The 16918-nt window shown below is 73.0% G+C and carries 13 protein-coding genes; 7 read left to right on the top strand and 6 right to left on the bottom strand.

The genetic code is table 11. The annotated features are described in order from the left end of the window. Window positions 1-6: 6 nt before the first annotated feature. From ABD52_RS18605 to valS, 3 genes are all read left to right on the top strand, one after another. The gene (locus ABD52_RS18605; RefSeq protein ID WP_047892662.1) at window positions 7-1827 is read left to right on the top strand and encodes an ABC transporter ATP-binding protein; all 1821 of its coding nucleotides are present in this window, start codon (window positions 7-9) and stop codon (window positions 1825-1827) included. An 86-nt stretch (window positions 1828-1913) separates the two neighbouring features. Next, a complete protein-coding gene (locus ABD52_RS18600; RefSeq protein ID WP_235437494.1) occupies window positions 1914-3746 on the top strand; it encodes an ABC transporter ATP-binding protein in 1833 nt (610 codons plus the stop codon). A 154-nt stretch (window positions 3747-3900) separates the two neighbouring features. Then, a complete protein-coding gene (gene valS / locus ABD52_RS18595) occupies window positions 3901-6465 on the top strand; it encodes a valine--tRNA ligase (RefSeq protein ID WP_047892670.1) in 2565 nt (854 codons plus the stop codon). A gap of 118 nt (window positions 6466-6583) precedes the next feature. Here the strand turns inward: valS and ABD52_RS18590 are convergent, their stop codons facing one another. The 5 genes from ABD52_RS18590 to ABD52_RS18570 form a co-directional block, all read right to left on the bottom strand. Continuing rightward, window positions 6584-7009 carry a hypothetical protein gene (locus ABD52_RS18590; protein ID WP_047892660.1) on the bottom strand — a complete coding sequence of 142 codons (426 nt, stop codon included), beginning with the start codon at window positions 7007-7009 and terminating at the stop codon, window positions 6584-6586. Between the two features lie 157 nt (window positions 7010-7166). After that, window positions 7167-7877: an ABC transporter permease gene (locus ABD52_RS18585; RefSeq protein WP_047892659.1), complete on the bottom strand. Its 711-nt coding sequence runs from the start codon at window positions 7875-7877 to the stop codon at window positions 7167-7169. Beyond that, window positions 7877-8836: an ABC transporter ATP-binding protein gene (locus tag ABD52_RS18580; protein ID WP_013288491.1), complete on the bottom strand. Its 960-nt coding sequence runs from the start codon at window positions 8834-8836 to the stop codon at window positions 7877-7879. Before ABD52_RS18580 ends, ABD52_RS18585 begins: the two co-directional genes overlap by 1 nt. Next, window positions 8833-9711: an ABC transporter permease gene (locus ABD52_RS18575; RefSeq protein ID WP_047892658.1), complete on the bottom strand. Its 879-nt coding sequence runs from the start codon at window positions 9709-9711 to the stop codon at window positions 8833-8835. Before ABD52_RS18575 ends, ABD52_RS18580 begins: the two co-directional genes overlap by 4 nt. Beyond that, window positions 9704-10618, bottom strand: a complete 915-nt coding sequence (locus ABD52_RS18570; RefSeq protein WP_047892657.1) for an ABC transporter ATP-binding protein — start codon at window positions 10616-10618, stop codon at window positions 9704-9706. The genes ABD52_RS18575 and ABD52_RS18570 overlap by 8 nt, the downstream gene beginning before the upstream one ends. A 370-nt stretch (window positions 10619-10988) precedes the next feature. Here ABD52_RS18570 and cysC point away from each other — a divergent pair, with 370 nt between their 5' ends. The 3 genes from cysC to galT all read left to right on the top strand — a co-directional run bounded on the left by cysC (window position 10989) and on the right by galT (window position 14555). Then, window positions 10989-12518 (top strand): adenylyl-sulfate kinase, encoded by a 1530-nt coding sequence (gene cysC / locus ABD52_RS18565; protein WP_013288494.1) that lies wholly within the window; start codon window positions 10989-10991, stop codon window positions 12516-12518. A gap of 178 nt (window positions 12519-12696) precedes the next feature. Next, the gene (locus tag ABD52_RS18560; RefSeq protein WP_013288495.1) at window positions 12697-13485 is read left to right on the top strand and encodes a DeoR/GlpR family DNA-binding transcription regulator; all 789 of its coding nucleotides are present in this window, start codon (window positions 12697-12699) and stop codon (window positions 13483-13485) included. After that, window positions 13482-14555 carry a galactose-1-phosphate uridylyltransferase gene (galT, locus tag ABD52_RS18555; RefSeq protein ID WP_047892656.1) on the top strand — a complete coding sequence of 358 codons (1074 nt, stop codon included), beginning with the start codon at window positions 13482-13484 and terminating at the stop codon, window positions 14553-14555. The genes ABD52_RS18560 and galT overlap by 4 nt, the downstream gene beginning before the upstream one ends. Before the next feature lie 314 nt (window positions 14556-14869). On the opposite strand, the gene ABD52_RS18550 is transcribed toward galT, so the two are convergent. Beyond that, window positions 14870-16087: an NADP-dependent isocitrate dehydrogenase gene (locus ABD52_RS18550; RefSeq protein WP_013288497.1), complete on the bottom strand. Its 1218-nt coding sequence runs from the start codon at window positions 16085-16087 to the stop codon at window positions 14870-14872. 139 nt (window positions 16088-16226) lie between these two features. Here ABD52_RS18550 and ABD52_RS18545 point away from each other — a divergent pair. Then, on the top strand, window positions 16227-16918 hold a 692-nt coding region (locus ABD52_RS18545), incomplete at its 3' end, for an MBL fold metallo-hydrolase (RefSeq protein WP_047892655.1).

The following is a 16918-nucleotide window of genomic DNA, read 5'->3' as shown; positions in this document are numbered from 1 at the left end:
CGGGTAGTGCCCGCGTCCAGCGACGGCAACCCCGCGGCGCATCCCGGCGCCCGGTCCCAGCCGCTGCGCAACCTCTGGCGGCTGCGGCCCTACCTGCGCCCGTACGCGACGGAGTTCGCCTGGCTGCTGGTCGCGGCGCTTGCCGCCACCGCGGCGAGCCTGGCCGTTCCGCTCGTGGTGCAGCGGGTGGTCGACGGGCCGGTGGCCCGGCACGACGAGGCCGGGCTGCTCCGGCTCGGCGCCCTCGCGCTGCTGCTCGGCGTGGCCGAGGCGGTCCTCATCTTCATCCGCCGCTGGACGCAGTCGTCGTCCTCGGTGGGCATGGAGGCCGCCATCCGCGCCGACATCTACGCCCACCTGCAACGGCTTCCGGCCGGCTTCCACGACCGCTGGCAGTCCGGCCAGTTGTTGTCCCGGATCACCAGCGACCTCTCGGTGATCCGGCGGTTCCTCTCCTTCGGGCTGCTGTTCCTGGTCCTCAACCTGGTCACCTACGCGGCGGTGGTGGCGCTGCTGATCCGGCTGCACCAGTGGCTGGGGCTGCTGGTCGCGGCGAGCGCCGTACCGCTGTTCCTGATCAGCCGCCGCTTCGCGCGCCACTACCACGCGGCGTCACGGCGCATGCAGGACCAGCAGGGCGACGTCGCCACGCTGGTCGAGGAGACCGCGCTGGGGTTGCGCACCATGCGGGCGTACGGGCGTGGGCCGGAACTGGCGGCCCGGTTCGCCGTCGGCGCGCGCCGGCTGCGCGACACCGGGATCGGCAAGGCCCGGCTGCTGGCCCGTACCTCCGCGTTGTTCGACCTGGTGCCCAACCTGACCCTCGGCGCGGTCCTGGTGGCCGGCGCCGCGGCGGTCGCCGACGGCGTGCTGTCCATCGGGGAGCTGGTCGCGTTCGTCAGTCTCCAGCTCATGCTGATCTGGCCGGTGCAGTCGCTGGGCTGGATCATCGCCAACGGCCAGGAGGCCGCGACCGCCGCCGACCGGATCCAGGAGGTCCTGGACACGCCGCCGACCATCGTGGACGCACCGCACGCCCGGCCGCTCGACCGGGGCGAGGTGCGCGGCCGGCTCCGCTTCGAGGGGGTCGGCTTCCGCTACCCCGGCACGTCCGCGCCGGTGCTGCGCGATCTGGACCTGACAGTCGAGCCGGGCGAGACGATGGCGCTCGTCGGCGCCACCGGCTGCGGCAAGAGCACGCTGCTGTCCCTCGTCCCCCGGCTGCACGAGGTCACCCGCGGCCGGATCACGCTCGACGGGTACGACGTGCGTGACCTGCGGCTGGAGTCGTTGCGGCGGCTGGTCGCCGTCGCGTTCGAGGAGCCGACGCTGTTCTCCATGTCGGTCTGGGAGAACCTCACACTGGGCCGCCCGGACGCGAGCGAGGACGAGGTCCGGGCCGCGCTGACGCTGGCCCAGGCGGAGTTCGCGTACGAGCTGCCCTGGGGGCTTTCGACCCGGGTCGGTGAGCAGGGGCTGTCGCTGTCCGGCGGGCAGCGGCAGCGTCTCGCGCTGGCGCGTGCGGTGCTCGGCCGGCCCGCGGTGCTGGTGCTCGACGACCCGCTCTCCGCACTCGACGTGCACACCGAGGCGCTCGTCGAGGCGGCCCTGCGCCGCGTGCTGCGGGACACCGCCACCACGACCCTGCTGGTGGCGCACCGCCCCTCGACCGTGGCACTGGCGGACCGGGTGGCGTTGCTCGACGACGGCCGGATCGTCGCCGTCGGCACCCACTCGGAGCTGCTGGCCCGCGTACCCGCCTACCGGGCGGTGCTGTCCGCCGAGCCGGAGCGCCGGAGCGACGGCGTCGGCCTGGTGCGCTCGTGACCGGCCGCGCGCCGCGGGTGCCCCGGCCCCGCGACGCGCCGAACGGTAACGGGACGACCGGCGCGCGCCACGGCGACGGTGAAGACCTGTCCCGCTGGCGAGGGCGGGCCACCGATCCGGACGCCGACCGCAGCCGGGCCGAGGACTCGTCCCCGGAGGCGGTGACCCGGCTGCGTGCCCGCAGCCGGCTGCTGCTGCGCCGGCTGCTGCGCCCGCACCGGCGGGCCCTCGGGCTGGCGGTGGCGTTGCTGCTGGCCCAGAACGCCGCCGCGATGTCCGGGCCGTACCTGGTCATGCTCGGCATCGACAGGGGTATCGAGCCGCTGCGGGCCGGCGATCCCGGCCCGCTGATCGCTGTCGCCGCCGCGTTCGTGGTCGCGACCGCTGTCGAGTACGCGGCCCGGCGCGCGTTCCTCACCCTCGCCGCCCGGATCGGCCAGGCCGTCCTGCTGGACCTGCGCCGCCGGGTGTACGGGCACTTCCTCCGCCTCGACGTCGGGTTCCATGAGCGCTACACGTCCGGGCGGATGGTGTCCCGGCTGACCAGCGACCTGGAGTCGATCGCCGAGCTGGTCGACGGCGGCATCGACAAGCTGGTGATGGCCGGGCTCTCAGTGCTGTCGGTGGCGGGCATCCTGCTCTGGCTGGACCTGCCACTGGCGGCGGTGACGCTGCTCGCCTTCCCGTTCCTGTTCGTGCTGTCACGCTGGTTCGCCCGCGCCTCGGCCGGGGCGTACCGGCGCACCCGGGAGGCGGTGGCGCTGGTCATCGTGCACTTCGTCGAGTCGCTGCGCGGCATCCGGGCCGTCCAGGCGTACCGGCGGGAGGACCGCAACGACCGCATCTTCGCCACTGTGAACGACGACTACCGGCGCTCCAGCCTGCGCGCGTTCCGGCTGATCGCGATCTACTCGCCGGGCATCCGGCTGATCGGCAACCTGACCGCTGCGGTGGTGCTCGGGTACGGCGGCTGGCGGGTGCTGGGCGGCGGCGTGGAGGTGGGCGTGCTCGCCGCGTTCCTGCTCTACCTGCGCCGGTTCTTCGAGCCGATGGAGGAGCTGAGCCAGTTCTACAACTCGCTCCAGTCGGCGACCGCCGCGCTGGAGAAGCTGGCCGGCGTGCTGGACGAGCGCCCGGCGGTGGCCGAACCGGCGCGGCCGGTGCCGCTGCCGGCCGGACCGCCGCGCGGGGCCGTCACCTTCCGCGCCGTCGACTTCGGCTACCGCCGCCGAACACCGATCCTGTCCGGCCTGGACCTGACCGTGCCGCCCGGGCAGACAGTGGCGTTGATCGGGCCGACCGGCGCCGGGAAGTCCACTGTCGCGAAGCTGGTGGCCCGCTTCCACGACCCCGACGCGGGCGTGATCCGGCTGGACGGGGTGGACCTGCGCGACCTCGCAGACGCCGAGCTGCGCCGGGCGGTGGTGCTGGTGACCCAGGAGACGCACCTGTTCAGCGGTTCCGTGGCCGACAACATCAGGTTCGGCCGCCCCGACGCCGACGACGAGGCGGTGGTCGCGGCCGCCCGGGCGATCGGCGCGCACGACTTCATCGCCGCGCTGCCGGACGGGTACGCCACCGACGTGCACCGGCGCGGCGGTCGGCTCTCCGCCGGGCAGCGGCAGCTCGTCGCGTTCGCCCGGGCGTTCCTCGCCGATCCCCGGGTGCTGATCCTCGACGAGGCGACCTCGTCGCTCGACGTGCCGACCGAGCGGCTGGTGCAGCGGGCCCTGCACAGCGTGCTGCGCGACCGTACCGCCCTGGTGATCGCCCACCGGCTCTCCACGGTGGAGACAGCGGACCGGGTGCTGGTGCTCGACGACGGCCGGATCGTGGAGGACGGCCCGCCGGCCGAGCTGATCGCCGCCGACGGCCGCTACGCCGCCCTGCACCGCCAGTGGCGCGACTCCCTCCTCTAGCCCCTCTCCCCTCCACCCTCGTCGATCTTGCACTTGCGGCCCGAGGGATGCCCGATTAGTGGCTTGCGCCGGGGCGGCAAATGCAAGATCGACGAGGACGCGCGGGGTGGGGAAAGTCGTGGAGTGCGGCAGGGTGGCTGCCTACCATCGGCTGATGACCGACACGACGATCAGCCCTCGCGGCGGCGTCCCCGAGCGTCCGAGCCTGGACGGCCTCGAGGAGACCTGGGCCCGCCGCTGGCAGGAGGACGGCACGTACGCGTTCGACCGCACGAAGGAGCGGTCGGACGTATACGCGATCGACACTCCCCCGCCGACCGTGTCGGGCGAGCTGCACATGGGTCACGTCTTCTCGTACACCCACACCGACACGGTGGCCCGGTTCCAGCGGATGCGCGGGCGCACCGTCTTCTACCCGATGGGCTGGGACGACAACGGGCTGCCCACCGAACGCCGGGTGCAGAACGTGTACGGCGTGCGTCCCGACCCGTCGTTGCCGTACGACAAGGACTGGCGCCCGCCGGCCGCACCGGTGGACGACGCGGCCCGGAAGAACCCGACAGCGATCTCCCGGCGCAACTTCATCGAGCTGTGCGAACTGCTCACTGTGGAGGACGAGAAGGCGTTCGAGGCGCTGTGGCGGCGGCTCGGGCTGTCAGTGGACTGGTCGCTGACGTACACCACGATCGGGTCGGCGGCCCGCGCGGCGAGCCAGCGCGCGTTCCTGCGCAACCTGGCGCGGGGCGAGGCGTACCAGGCCGAGGCGCCGACTCTGTGGGACGTCGGGTACGGCACCGCCGTCGCGCAGGCGGAACTGGAGGACCGGGAGCGGCCCGGCGCGTACCACCGGCTGCGGTTCACCGGGCCGGACGGCCGCGAGGTGCTGATCGACACCACCCGGCCGGAGCTGTTGCCGGCCTGCGTGGCGCTCGTCTGCCACCCCGACGACGAGCGGTACGCGGACCTGGTCGGCGCGGCTGCGCGTACCCCTGTGTTCGGGGTCGAGGTGCCGGTGCGCGCGCACCCGCTGGCGGACCCGGCCAAGGGCACGGGCATCGCGATGGTCTGCACGTTCGGTGACCTGACCGACGTGACCTGGTGGCGGGAACTGCGGCTGGACACCCGCGTGGTGATCGGCCGGGACGGGCGCCTGCTGCGGGAGCCGCCGGCCGGCGTGCCGGCGGAGCCCTACGCGGCACTGGCCGGGCAGACGGTGAACGGCGCCCGGCGGACGCTCGTGGAGCTGCTCGCCGACGCGGGCGACCTGGTCGGCGAGCCGCGGCCGATCACCCACCCGGTGAAGTTCTACGAGCGCGGCGACCGGCCGCTGGAGATCGTCTCGACCCGGCAGTGGTATCTGCGCAACGGCGGCCGGGACGCCGGCCTGCGCGAGGAGTTGCTGGCCCGGGGGCGGGAGCTGCGCTGGGTGCCGGAGCACATGCGGCACCGGTACGAGCACTGGGTGGGCGGTCTCACCGGTGACTGGCTGGTCAGCCGGCAGCGGTTCTTCGGCGTGCCGGTGCCGGTGTGGTACCGGCTCGACGACGCTGGCGAGCCGGACTGGTCCCACCCTCTCACACCGGACGAGGCGATGCTCCCGATCGATCCGACGAGCGAGCCGCCGCCCGGATACGAGGAGTCGCAGCGCGGCGAGCCGGGCGGTTTCACAGGCGACCCGGACGTGCTGGACACCTGGGCCACCTCGTCGCTGACCCCGCAGATCGTCGGCGGCTGGGAGACCGACCCGGACCTGTTCGCCCGGGTCTTCCCGATGGACCTGCGCCCGCAGGGGCACGACATCATCCGGACCTGGCTGTTCGCCACTGTGGCCCGGTCCCACCTGGAACACGGCGCGCTGCCGTGGCACACAGCTGTGCTCTCCGGCTGGATCCTCGACCCGGACCGCAAGAAGATGTCGAAGTCCAAGGGCAACGTGGTCACGCCGATGGCGCTGCTGGAGCGCAACGGGTCCGACGCGGTCCGCTACTGGGCCGCCAACGGCAAGCCGGGCATGGACCTCGCCTTCGACCCGGCCCAGGTCAAGGTGGGGCGCCGGCTGGCCACCAAGCTGCTCAACGCGTCGCGGTTCGCGCTCGGGCTGGGCGCCGCCGACGCGCTGCGGGCCGCGGCGACCCAACCGCTGGACACCGCAATGCTCGCCGAACTGTCCGGCGTGGTCGCGACCGCGACCACCGCCTTCGACGGGTACGACCACACGGCCGCCCTGATGGCCACCGAGGCGTTCTTCTGGCGGTTCTGCGACGACTACATCGAGCTGGTGAAGGAGCGCGCCTACGGCACCGGGCCGGCCGCCGACTCGGCCCGGGCGGCGCTGGCGACCGCGCTGTCGGTGCAGTTGCGCCTGTTCGCGCCGGTGCTGCCGTTCGTGACCGAGGAGGTCTGGTCGTGGCGGCGGTACGGGTCGGTGCACCGCTCACCGTGGCCGACCACGTACGAGGTGGGCCGCGCCATGGAGGCGCCGGGTGACCCGGAGCTGCTGCGGCTGGCCGCTGACGCGCTGGGCCAGGTGCGCCGCGCCAAGTCGGAGCGGAAGCTGTCGATGAAGGCGGACGTGCCGCTGGCCGAGGCGCTCGGACCGGCGGCGGTGCTCGACCAGCTCGGGACCGTCGCCGACGACCTGCGGGCCGCGGGCCGGATCGCGAAGCTGGACCTGCTGCCGGACCGCACCACGGAACTGGTCATCGCCTGCGCGTTCTGAACCGCCGCACGGCGGCCGGATGTAAGGAAGGGCCCCTTCTTAACGCCTGGCGTTGTAGAAGGGGCCCTTCTTAACACCCCGGAGGGCCGACCGGGCCGGCCCCTCGGCGGTGCATGCCTCACTCGGCCGCGCAGGCCGCCTTGAGCTTGTCCCGGGCGGTGGTCAGATCCGCCTTGCTCGGCGCCTTGCCCGGCGCCTTGGCCCAGGTGTCGGCGAGGTCCGTCATGGCGGTGGCGACCCCCTTCACCGCGGCGTTCACCTCGTCGCTGCTGGTGAAGGCGTGCGTGTAGAGCGTGGCCGCGCCCGCCGAGTACTGGGCGCTGACCGCCGAGTGGCCGGCCGGCGGGCCGATCTTCTCCGCCTCGGCCACCTCCTTCAGGGCGGCCGTGATGTCCTTCTCCGCCGTCGCGCAGGTCTTCCGGGTGGCCTCGTCGAGGCCCGCCGGCGCCGGGGTCACCGGCGGCACGGAGGTGGCGGCGGGGGCGGAGGGCGCCGCCGGCCCGGCCGAGGACTTGTCGTCATCGCAGCCGGACATGACGATCATCGCGACCGCGGCCGGAGCCAGCAGGGCGAGGCGAGCTGAACGCAAGGTGTTCTCCCCGTGTCGGTGTGCGTAGCCGCCGCAAACTAACAGACCGGACACGGCAGGGCAGAACCCGTTTTCCGGCGCTCGTGCCGGAAAACGGGTTCCGCCCCGGGGTTCAGCTCGTCTCGCCGGCCACGCTGAACGAGCGCAGGCGGTCGATCGCCAGCACTGTGAACCCGACCGCCACCAGCGCGGTGAGCACCGCCGCGACCGGCACCGAGACGGTGGTGCCGAGCAGCGGCGTCGGCGCCATCCGGTCGGCCAGGGCGATCACCCACTGCTGGATCGACAGCACCCGGGTGCCGCCGACGAACCGGCCCAGCAGCCCCTCCCAGATCAGCACGTAGACCAGGCCGAGCAGCACCGGCCGCCGGGTCACCAGGCTCAGCGCGAGGAACAGCGCCGAGTACGCCAGTGCGCCCGCCGCCGAGGCGACGACCAGTGCGAGTCCGAGGCGTACCGAATCGGCGAGAACGCCCGCGACGTAGATCGGGACGCCGACGGTGACCGCTGTGACGCCGGCCGCGACCGCCAGCTTCGGCAGCACGATCTGCCAGCGCGGCAGCGGCTTGGTGAGGATGTGCACGACGGTGCCGTCGTCGATCTCCGCGCCGAGCACGCCGGTGCCCACGATCAGCGCCACCACCGGCAGCACCACCGCGAGGCCGAGGCCGACGAGCACCGGCGGTCCCCACTGGCCCGGGTCGACGCCGAGCGACCGGCAGAGCACCGCCAGGCCGATCAGGACCAGCGGCAACGGCAGCAGCATGAGGAACCGGCTCCGGCCGAACAGGCCGCGTGCGGTGATCCAGGTGACTGTCGACATCATGCCTCCACCAGATACGAGAAGACGCTCTCCAGCGACTCGTCCTCCGGCAGGAGCTGCCGGACCCGGATGCCGTGCCGGAGCGCGATCCGGGGCAGTGCCCGGGTGAACGCGCCGTAGTCGCCGGCCTTGACCGTCAGGCCGGTTCGGTCCAGCTCGACGCCGGAGACCGACGCCTCGGCCATCAGCGCCACCGCCAGCGCCCGGTCGTCGGTGGAACGCACCCCGAACACGTGCGGCCGGTTGGTCATCAGGCGGCGGATGGTCCGGTAGTCGCCGGAGGCGGCGAGCCGGCCGGCCACCATCACCTGGACCGTGCCGGAGACCTGCTCGACCTCCTCCAGGATGTGCGAGCTGAACAGGATGGTCCGCCCCGCGTCGCCGAGCCGGTGCAGCAGCGCCATCATGTGCAGCCGCTGGCGCGGGTCCATCCCGTTGAACGGCTCGTCGAGCAGCAGCACCTGCGGGTCGTGCACGAGCGCGGCGGCGACCCGGGTGCGCTGCCGCATGCCCTTGGAGTAGGTGCCGATCCGGCGGGTCTGCGCGTCCTCCATCTCGACCAGCTCGATCGCCCGCCGGGTGGCGGCCTCCGGATCGGGCAGCCGGTGCAGCTTGGCGCTGGCGAGCACGAACTCGTACGCGCTGAGGAACGTGTGCACCGCCTCGCGCTCGCTGACCAGGCCGAGCCGCCGGTAGACGGCGGGGTTGCGCCAGGTCGGCTCCCCGTCCAGCGTCACGGTGCCGCGCGACGGGGACAGGAAGCCCGCCATCATGTGCAGCAGCGTGGTCTTCCCGGCGCCGTTGGGGCCGAGCAGGCCGGTCACGCCGGGGCCGAGCCGCATGGTGACGTCGTTGACCGCCACCACGTTGCCGTACCAGCGGGAGACGCCCGCCAGGTCGAGCGTGCTCGTCGCGGCGGCGGGCGCGCCGGCCGTCGACTGGGTGCTGATCGCCGTCATCGGGCGGCCACCTTCCGGTATCGCAGGAGCAGCAGGCTGACGCAGGCGGCGACCAGCAGCACGGCGGCCACGGCGTAGACCGGCCCGAAGTCGCCGATCGGCATGCCGCCCCGTCCCTGGGTCAGCCGGTCGCCGAGCGCCCAGTTGCCCACGCCGCCGACGAGCGTCGGCGGAGAAGCCACGAAGGCCAGCTCGTTGATCGTCCGCGAGGGCAGGATGGACAGCACGCCCACGACCGGCGTGGTCATCAGGAAGACCGCCACGATGCCGCCGGCGGCGAACGCGCGCTTGCCGGTGAGCGAGGCGACGAGCAGGGCGATCGAGGCGAACACCACCGCCCACAGCCCGGCGTAGAGCAGCCCGGGCAGCAGGTCGAGCAGCTCGTCCCACACCCCGCGTACGCCCCGGTTCGTGGTGAACGCGGCACCGAGGAACATCACCAGCTGCGGGCCGCCGAGCAACAGCCACAGCGCGGTCACCAGCGCCAGCAGCTTGGCCAGGGCGTAGTCGCCGCGCGGCAGCGGCCGGGAGAAGTACAGCGGCAGCACGCCGCTGCGCAGGTCGCGGGAGACCAGCTCGGGCGCGGCCACCGCGGCGAAGAAGATGACCAGCCAGCTCATCGCGTCGGCGAACTGGGCGTACGTCATCACCACCTCGCCGATCTGGCTGCGTACCGCGGTGACGCCGGCGGCCACCACTGTGACCACGGAGACGACCAGCCACGGGAAGATCTTGGCCTTGGCGCTGCGGCCCAGCCCGAAGACGGTACGCACGCCGTGCAGGTAGAGCGCGCCGAAGACCTGCCGGCGGCCGAGCCGCGGACCGGTGTAGCGCTGGTAGCCGATGTCGTGGATGACCCCGGTCGCGTCAGACATGGCTGGGCTCCCTCGCGGCGAAGAGTTCGGCCACCCGGTGCCGCCGCTGGTCCAGCCGGTGCAGCGGCAGGTCCAGCTCGGCGACCGCGCCGAGGATCTGGTCGTAGGTGGCGTCGTCGGCGAGCGGGACGAGCAGCAGCCGCCCGTCGCGGGTCACCGGCAGGTCGAGCGCGGTGAGCCGGGCGGCCAGTTCCTCCGTGCCCTCGCTCACCTCGACCGCGAGCACGTCGGTGGCGGTGGTCATGGCGGACACCCGGTCCGCGCGCAGCAGCCGGCCGCCGTCGATGGCGACGAGCGTGTCGCAGATCCGCTCCACCTCGCCGAGCAGGTGCGAGCAGACCACCACCGAGATGCCGAACTCGGTGCCGATCCGGTGGATCAGCGCGAGCATGGCGTCCCGGCCGACCGGGTCGAGGCCGTTGGTCGGCTCGTCGAGCAGCAGCAGGTCGGGATCGTGCACGAGCGCCTGGGCGAGCTTGACCCGCTGCTTCATGCCGGTGGAGTAGCCACCGACGGCCCGGTGCCGCTCCTCGTGCAGACCGACGTGGCGCAGCGCCTCGGAGGCCCGCTCGCGGGCGACTGTGCGCGGCAGCCCGCTGATCCGGCCCAGGTGGGTGACCAGCTCGGCGGCGGACAGGTCGGGCGGGAGGGCGTCGTGCTCGGGCATGTAGCCGACCCGGGCGCGGACCGCGGCGGGGTCGGTGGTGGGGTCGAGGCCGAGCACCTGCACCCGGCCGCTGGTCGGCGGGAGCAGACCCAGCAGGATCTTGATCAGAGTGGACTTGCCGGCGCCGTTCGCGCCCACCAGCCCGATGATCCCCGGCTCGACCGACACGGTGAGGTCGGCCAACGCGGTGACCCGGCCTCCGTACGTCTTGGTCAGCGACTCGGTCGCGAGCAGTGTCACGCCGTTCAGCGTAGAACTCCGGTGCCTCGCCGGAGCCTCTCCTGACCCCTGCGATCCCCTGATCCTCGGCCTCCGCGGCCCTTAGGTGGCGGGAACGGCGGCGCGCCTCGGGTGGAGGACTCGCGCCGGCTCCGGTCCCGTCTCCGCCGAGCGGTCCGGCGGATACGGGACCGCGCGCTCGGCCGGTCGGCGCGCGCAGGCAGCCGTTCGCACGATCGACCGGCCGCGGCCCGCCGGTAAGGATTCGGTGACCCCGACTCGTCCTCGGCACGGTCGCCGGAACAGGCGATCACCGGGAGGCCGGGTGGCGCTCTCGACCGATCGCCGGTGGGCTGCGAAACTGTGTGCCGGCCGGTGAGTTGGGGGTTCGATGAGCAACGGGTGGCTGCTGCCCGAGGACGTTCTGCGGGATGCGCCGTCGTACGCGCCCAGACCCGCTGAGCTGGCCGATCTCCAGTTGTTGCTGAGCGGGGCGTACGCACCGCTCACCGGTTTCATGAGCCGGGCCGACCTGGCCTCGCTGAACCGGCGCGGCCGGCTGGCCGACGGCACGCCGTGGCCGGTGCCGGTGACACTCCAGGTGCCGGCGGCGCTCGCCGACGGGCTGGACCCGGCCGACCCGGCCCGCCGGGCGGTGGTGCTCACCGACGGCGAGGGCGCGCCGGTGGCGGCGATGGACGTGACCGACGTCTGGCCGGGCCGCGAGGGCATGGTGGGTGTCGGCGGCACGGTGCGCCGCCTGGGCGACGGCGGCCACGGGCCGTTCCAGCGGCTGCGGCGCGGCCCCGACGAGGTACGCGGGCTGCTGCCGCCGGGCCGGGTGCTCGGCGTGTTCGCCGACCGTCCCCTGCACCGGCCGCAGCTGGCGCAGATCGCGCACGCGGCCCGTACGCTCGGCGCGCACCTGCTGGTGATGATCCCGGTGGGCGAGGAGTCGATCGGCGGCCTGCCGGCCGAGTCGCTGGTGCGCAGCGTGTTCGCCGCCCGCGATCGGATGCCCCCGGCGACGCTCGTGGCGGTGCCGCTGGCCCGGCGGCGCGACGAGATCAGCGACGCGCTGCTGCGGGCCCGGGTCGCCGCCGCGTACGGCGTGACCCACCTGCTCTCCACCGAGGGCATGCTCTCCGGCGCCGGTCTGCGCGTGCTGGTTCCCCGCGAGCTGGCCTACGACAACCGGGACGGGCAGTGGCGCTGGCGCGAGGACATTCCGCCGCGCAACCGGCGGCTGGCGCTGAGCGCGCGCGAGATCGACGACCTGCTGGACCGGGGCTTCCCGCTGCCCGAGTGGCACACGCCGCCGGCGGTGGCGAAGGAACTGGCCCGGGCACGCCCGCCGCGGCGGCACCGAGGGCTGGTGATCTTCCTGACCGGCCTGTCCGGCTCGGGCAAGTCGACGATCGCCCGCGGGCTGGCCGACGTGCTCCGCGAGCAGGGCGACCGCACCATCACGCTGCTCGACGGCGACGTGGTGCGGCGGGAACTCTCCGCCGGGCTGGGGTTCAGCAAGGCCGACCGGGATCTCAACGTACGCCGGATCGGCTGGGTGGCCGCGGAGATCGCCCGGCACCGGGGCGTCGGCATCTGCTGCCCGATCGCGCCGTACGCGGCGGCCCGCGCCACCGCCCGGGAGATGGCGGAGACGGCCGGGGCGGGGTTCCTACTGGTCCACGTGGCGACGCCGCTGGCGGTGTGTGAGCAGCGCGACCGCAAGGGCCTGTACGCCCGCGCCCGGGCCGGCCTGATCACCGGGATGACCGGCATCGACGACCCGTACGAGGCGCCCACCGACGCCGACCTGGTGGTGGACACCTCGGATCTGAGCGTCGAGGAGGCTATCGGGAAGGTGATGGAGCACCTGACCGAGACCGGCTGGGTGGAGCCCCGCCTCCAGCCCGCGTGACCGCCTGACCGCCGGCCGAGTCCCGGCACTCCAGCACCCTCGACCGCCGTCGTCCGGCTTCCGGACGGCGGCGGTCTCGCATCACCCCTCGTTGCGCGGTAGTGTTCGTCTTTGTTGGAACACGTTCGACCGCGTGGAGCGCCCGCGTGAGTCGGTGAGGCGCGGAGGTGAGCCGGGGATGCTGGCGCGGCAGCGGCAGACGGCCATCCTGGAACGACTGCGCCGCGCCGGCGGCGTCCGGGTCACCGAGCTGGCGGCCGAGTTCGGCGTCTCCGACATGACCATCCGGCGCGACCTGGACACGCTGCACGAGCAGGGCCTGCTCGCCAAGGTGCACGGGGGCGCGACGCCGGCCGGTCCCGGCTCGACCGACGAGCCCGGCTTCCACGCCAAGTCCGTCCGCCAGTCGGCGGAGAAGGCCGCCATCGCCGAGCATGCCGCAGGGCTGGTCCGGCCCGGCGCCGCGATCGCGCTCTCCGCCGGCACCACCACCGCCGAGCTGGCCCGGCGGCTGGTGGACGTGCCCGGCCTCACAGTGGTCACAAACTCGCTGCCGGTGGCGGAGGCCCTGCACGTCGGCGGCCGGCCGGACCAGACCGTGGTGCTCACCGGCGGCGTACGCACACCGTCGGACGCGCTCGTCGGCCCGCTCGCCGTGGCCGCGATCGCCGCGCTCCACCTGGACCTGCTCTTCCTCGGCGTGCACGGGATCAGCGAACGGGCCGGTTTCACCACCCCCAATCTGATGGAGGCGGACACGAACCGGGCGCTAGTGGCAGCGGCGGACCGGCTCGTGGTGCTCGCCGACCACACCAAGTGGGGCACCGTCGGCATCTCGTCGATCGTGCCGCTGGAGGCGGCGGACGTGCTGGTCACCGACGACCGGTTGGCACCCGAGGCCCGACGGGTACTCGACGACAGGGTGGGTGAGCTGGTGACGGTGCCCACGACGAGGGGGGCGGAGTGAAGCGTACGCAGATCGCGCTGGCCGACGGCCGCGAGCTGATCTACTTCGACGAGCGGGACGACGCGGTCCGCGACCAGCCGGACCGGCGGGACCTGCCCCCTCCCCCGCCCGCCTCGCAGCTGCGGTACGACCCGCTGACCGACGAGTGGGTGGCGGTGGCGGTGCACCGGCAGACCCGCACGTTCCTGCCCCCGGCCGACCAGTGCCCGCTGTGCCCGTCCCGCGGTGAGCGGCACAGTGAGATCCCCGCGCCCGACTACGACGTGGTGGTCTTCGAGAACCGGTTCCCCTCGCTGAGCCAGCGGGTGGCCGACGAGCCGGCCGAGATCACGCCGTTCACCCCGGTACGCCCCGGACGCGGAAAATGCGAGGTGGTCTGCTTCACCGACGACCACAACGCCTCCTTCGCCCGCCTCTCCCCGCACCGGGTGCGGACGGTGCTCGACGCGCTCGCCGACCGCACCACCGCACTGAGCGCGCTACCCGGCGTCGAGCAGGTCTTCCCGTTCGAGAACCGGGGCGTGGAGATCGGGGTGACCCTGCACCACCCACACGGGCAGATCTACGCGTACCCGTTCGTCACGCCGCGCACCCGCACGATGCTGGCCGCCGCCCGGCGATACGCCGACCGCACCGGGGGCAACCTCTACGCCGACGTGCTGGCCACCGAACGTGCCTCCGGGGACCGGGTGGTGACGAGCAACGAGCACTGGACCGCGTACGTCCCGGCGGCGGCGCGCTGGCCGTTCGAGGTGCACGTGGCGCCGCACCGGCCGGTGCCGGACATCCCGGCGCTGAACGACGCCGAGCGGGACGCCTTCGGGCCGCTCTACCTGGACCTGCTGCGCCGCTTTGACGGGCTGTTCGACCTGCCGATGCCGTACATCGCGGCCTGGCACCAGGCGCCGGTACGGATCGACAGGGAGCTGGGCCACCTGCACCTTCAGCTGTTCAGCATCCGGCGGGCCAAGGACAAGCTGAAGTACCTCGCCGGGTCGGAGTCCGGCATGGGCGTGTTCATCAACGACATCGCCCCGGAACGCGCCGCCGAACTGCTCCGCGCCGCATGAAAGGAAGGGCCCCTTATTAACGCCTGCGGTAGAGGAAGGGCCCCTTCTTAACAGCCGCGGCCCGAGGGCATGGGGCGCGGGGGCCCGGGACAGGACCCCCCGCAGGGAAGGGACGGCTGGCTGCGCTCAGCAGCCTCGAAGGTCGGCTGGCCGGCGCGCGGCCACGGCCCACCTTCATGGACGCGACTGGCGTCTCGTCCACCCTGTGCAACGAGGGCGCACCGAACGAGGTCACGCCGTCCCGGCGAGCCTGAGGTGTTAAAAAGGGCCCCTTCTACAACGCGAGGCGTTAAGAAGGGGCCCTTCCTTGCACGTCAGGCGGCGAGCTTGCGCGCCAGGTTCTCGTCGAGCGCGTTCATGAACTCGTCGGTGGTCAGCCACGGGGCGTCCCGCGAGATGAGCAGCGCGAGGTCCTTGGTCATCTGGCCACCCTCGACGGTGTCCACGATGACCTTCTCCAGCGTGTCGGCGAACTCGGTGACCGCCGGGGTGCCGTCCAGCTTGCCCCGGTGGGCCAGGCCCCGGGTCCAGGCGTAGATCGAGGCGATCGGGTTGGTCGAGGTCTTCTCGCCCTTCTGGTACTGCCGGTAGTGCCGGGTGACGGTGCCGTGGGCGGCCTCGGCCTCGACGGTGCGGCCGTCCGGGGACAGCAGCACCGAGGTCATCAGGCCGAGCGAGCCGAAGCCCTGCGCGACGGTGTCGGACTGCACGTCACCGTCGTAGTTCTTGCAGGCCCAGACGTATCCGCCCTCCCACTTGAGCGCGGCGGCGACCATGTCGTCGATCAGCCGGTGCTCGTAGGTGAGGCCGGCGGCCTCGAACTCGGCCTTGAACTCGTTCTCGAACACCTCGGCGAAGATGTCCTTGAACCGGCCGTCGTACGCCTTGAGGATGGTGTTCTTGGTCGACATGTAGACCGGGTAGCCGCGGTCCAGGCCGTACCGGAACGAGGCGCGGGCGAAGTCCCGGATCGACTCGTCGTAGTTGTACATGCCCATGGCGATGCCGCCGCCGGGGAAGTTGGCGACCTCCATCTCCATCGGGGTGCCGCCGTCGGCCGGGGTGTAGGTGATGGTCACCGTGCCCGGGCCGGGGACGACGAAGTCGGTGGCCTTGTACTGGTCGCCGTGCGCGTGCCGGCCGATGATGATCGGCTTGGTCCAGCCCGGGACGAGCCGCGGCACGTTCGACATGATGATCGGCTCGCGGAAGACCACGCCGCCGAGGATGTTGCGGATGGTGCCGTTCGGCGACCGCCACATCTTCTTCAGGCCGAACTCCTCCACCCGGGCCTCGTCCGGGGTGATGGTGGCGCACTTGACGCCGACGCCGTGCTCCTTGATGGCGTTGGCGGCGTCGACCGTGACCTGGTCGTCGGTGGCGTCACGGTGCTGGATCGACAGGTCGTAGTAGTGCAGGTCGACGTCGAGGTAGGGCAGGATCAGCTGCTCCCGGATCTGCTTCCAGATGATCCGGGTCATCTCGTCGCCGTCGATCTCCACGACCGGGTTGTTTACCTTGATCTTCGCCATCGGCCGGCGCTCCTCTCGGGGGACACGTGCTCAAGCAGTACGAGCGTACTGGAAACTGACCGGCAGTCCCCAGGCGGCCCGGGTGGACCGCCGGAAAAGCGGGCTGCGCCGCGCCTCGGCCCGCTGGCATCATCGTCCGATGCCACGCAGCCGCACCCTCGGGTCTATCACGGTCACCGCGCTCTCCGACGGCGAGGGGCCCTTCTTCCAGCCCCGCGGCGAGGCGTTTCCCGACGCCACGGAAGCGCACTGGCAGGCGGCCGACCGGCTCGATCCGGGCGCCGTCACCGACGACGGCCGGTGGTGGCTGCGGTTCCGCGCGTTCGCGGTGCGGGCCGGCGACGGGCCGGTCACGCTTGTCGACGCCGGCATCGGCCCGGCCGACTCCCTCGCCGCGAGCTGGGCGCCGGCGCCGGGCCGGCTGCCGGCCGAGCTGGCCGCCGCCGGGATCGACCCGGCCGACGTGCGCACCGTGGTCCTCACCCATTTGCACACCGATCACGTGGGCTGGGCCGGCGCGCTGTTCCCGAACGCGGACCATGTGATCCAGCGCGCCGAGGTGGGCGCGCTGGAGCTGTTCCACCCGGAACTGCCGGCCCGGCTGCTGACGCCGTTGCGCGCCGCCGGCCGGCTGCGGGTGGTCGACGGCGAGACGCCCCTCACCCCGGGGGTACGGCTGCTGCACACGCCCGGCCACACGCCGGGTCACCAGTCGGTGCTGGTCGAGGCGGACGACGAGCGCCTCCTGATCACCGGCGACCTGCTCGTGCACGCGATCCAGTTGGTCGACCCGGAGCTGGCGTACGCCCACGAGGAGGACCAGCCCACGGC

This window comes from Micromonospora sp. RV43, assembly GCF_001029515.1.
Lineage (GTDB): Bacteria > Actinomycetota > Actinomycetes > Mycobacteriales > Micromonosporaceae > Micromonospora > Micromonospora aurantiaca.
Note: the sequence above shows the minus strand (reverse complement) of the source record. Positions and strands in the feature narration are given on the sequence as shown.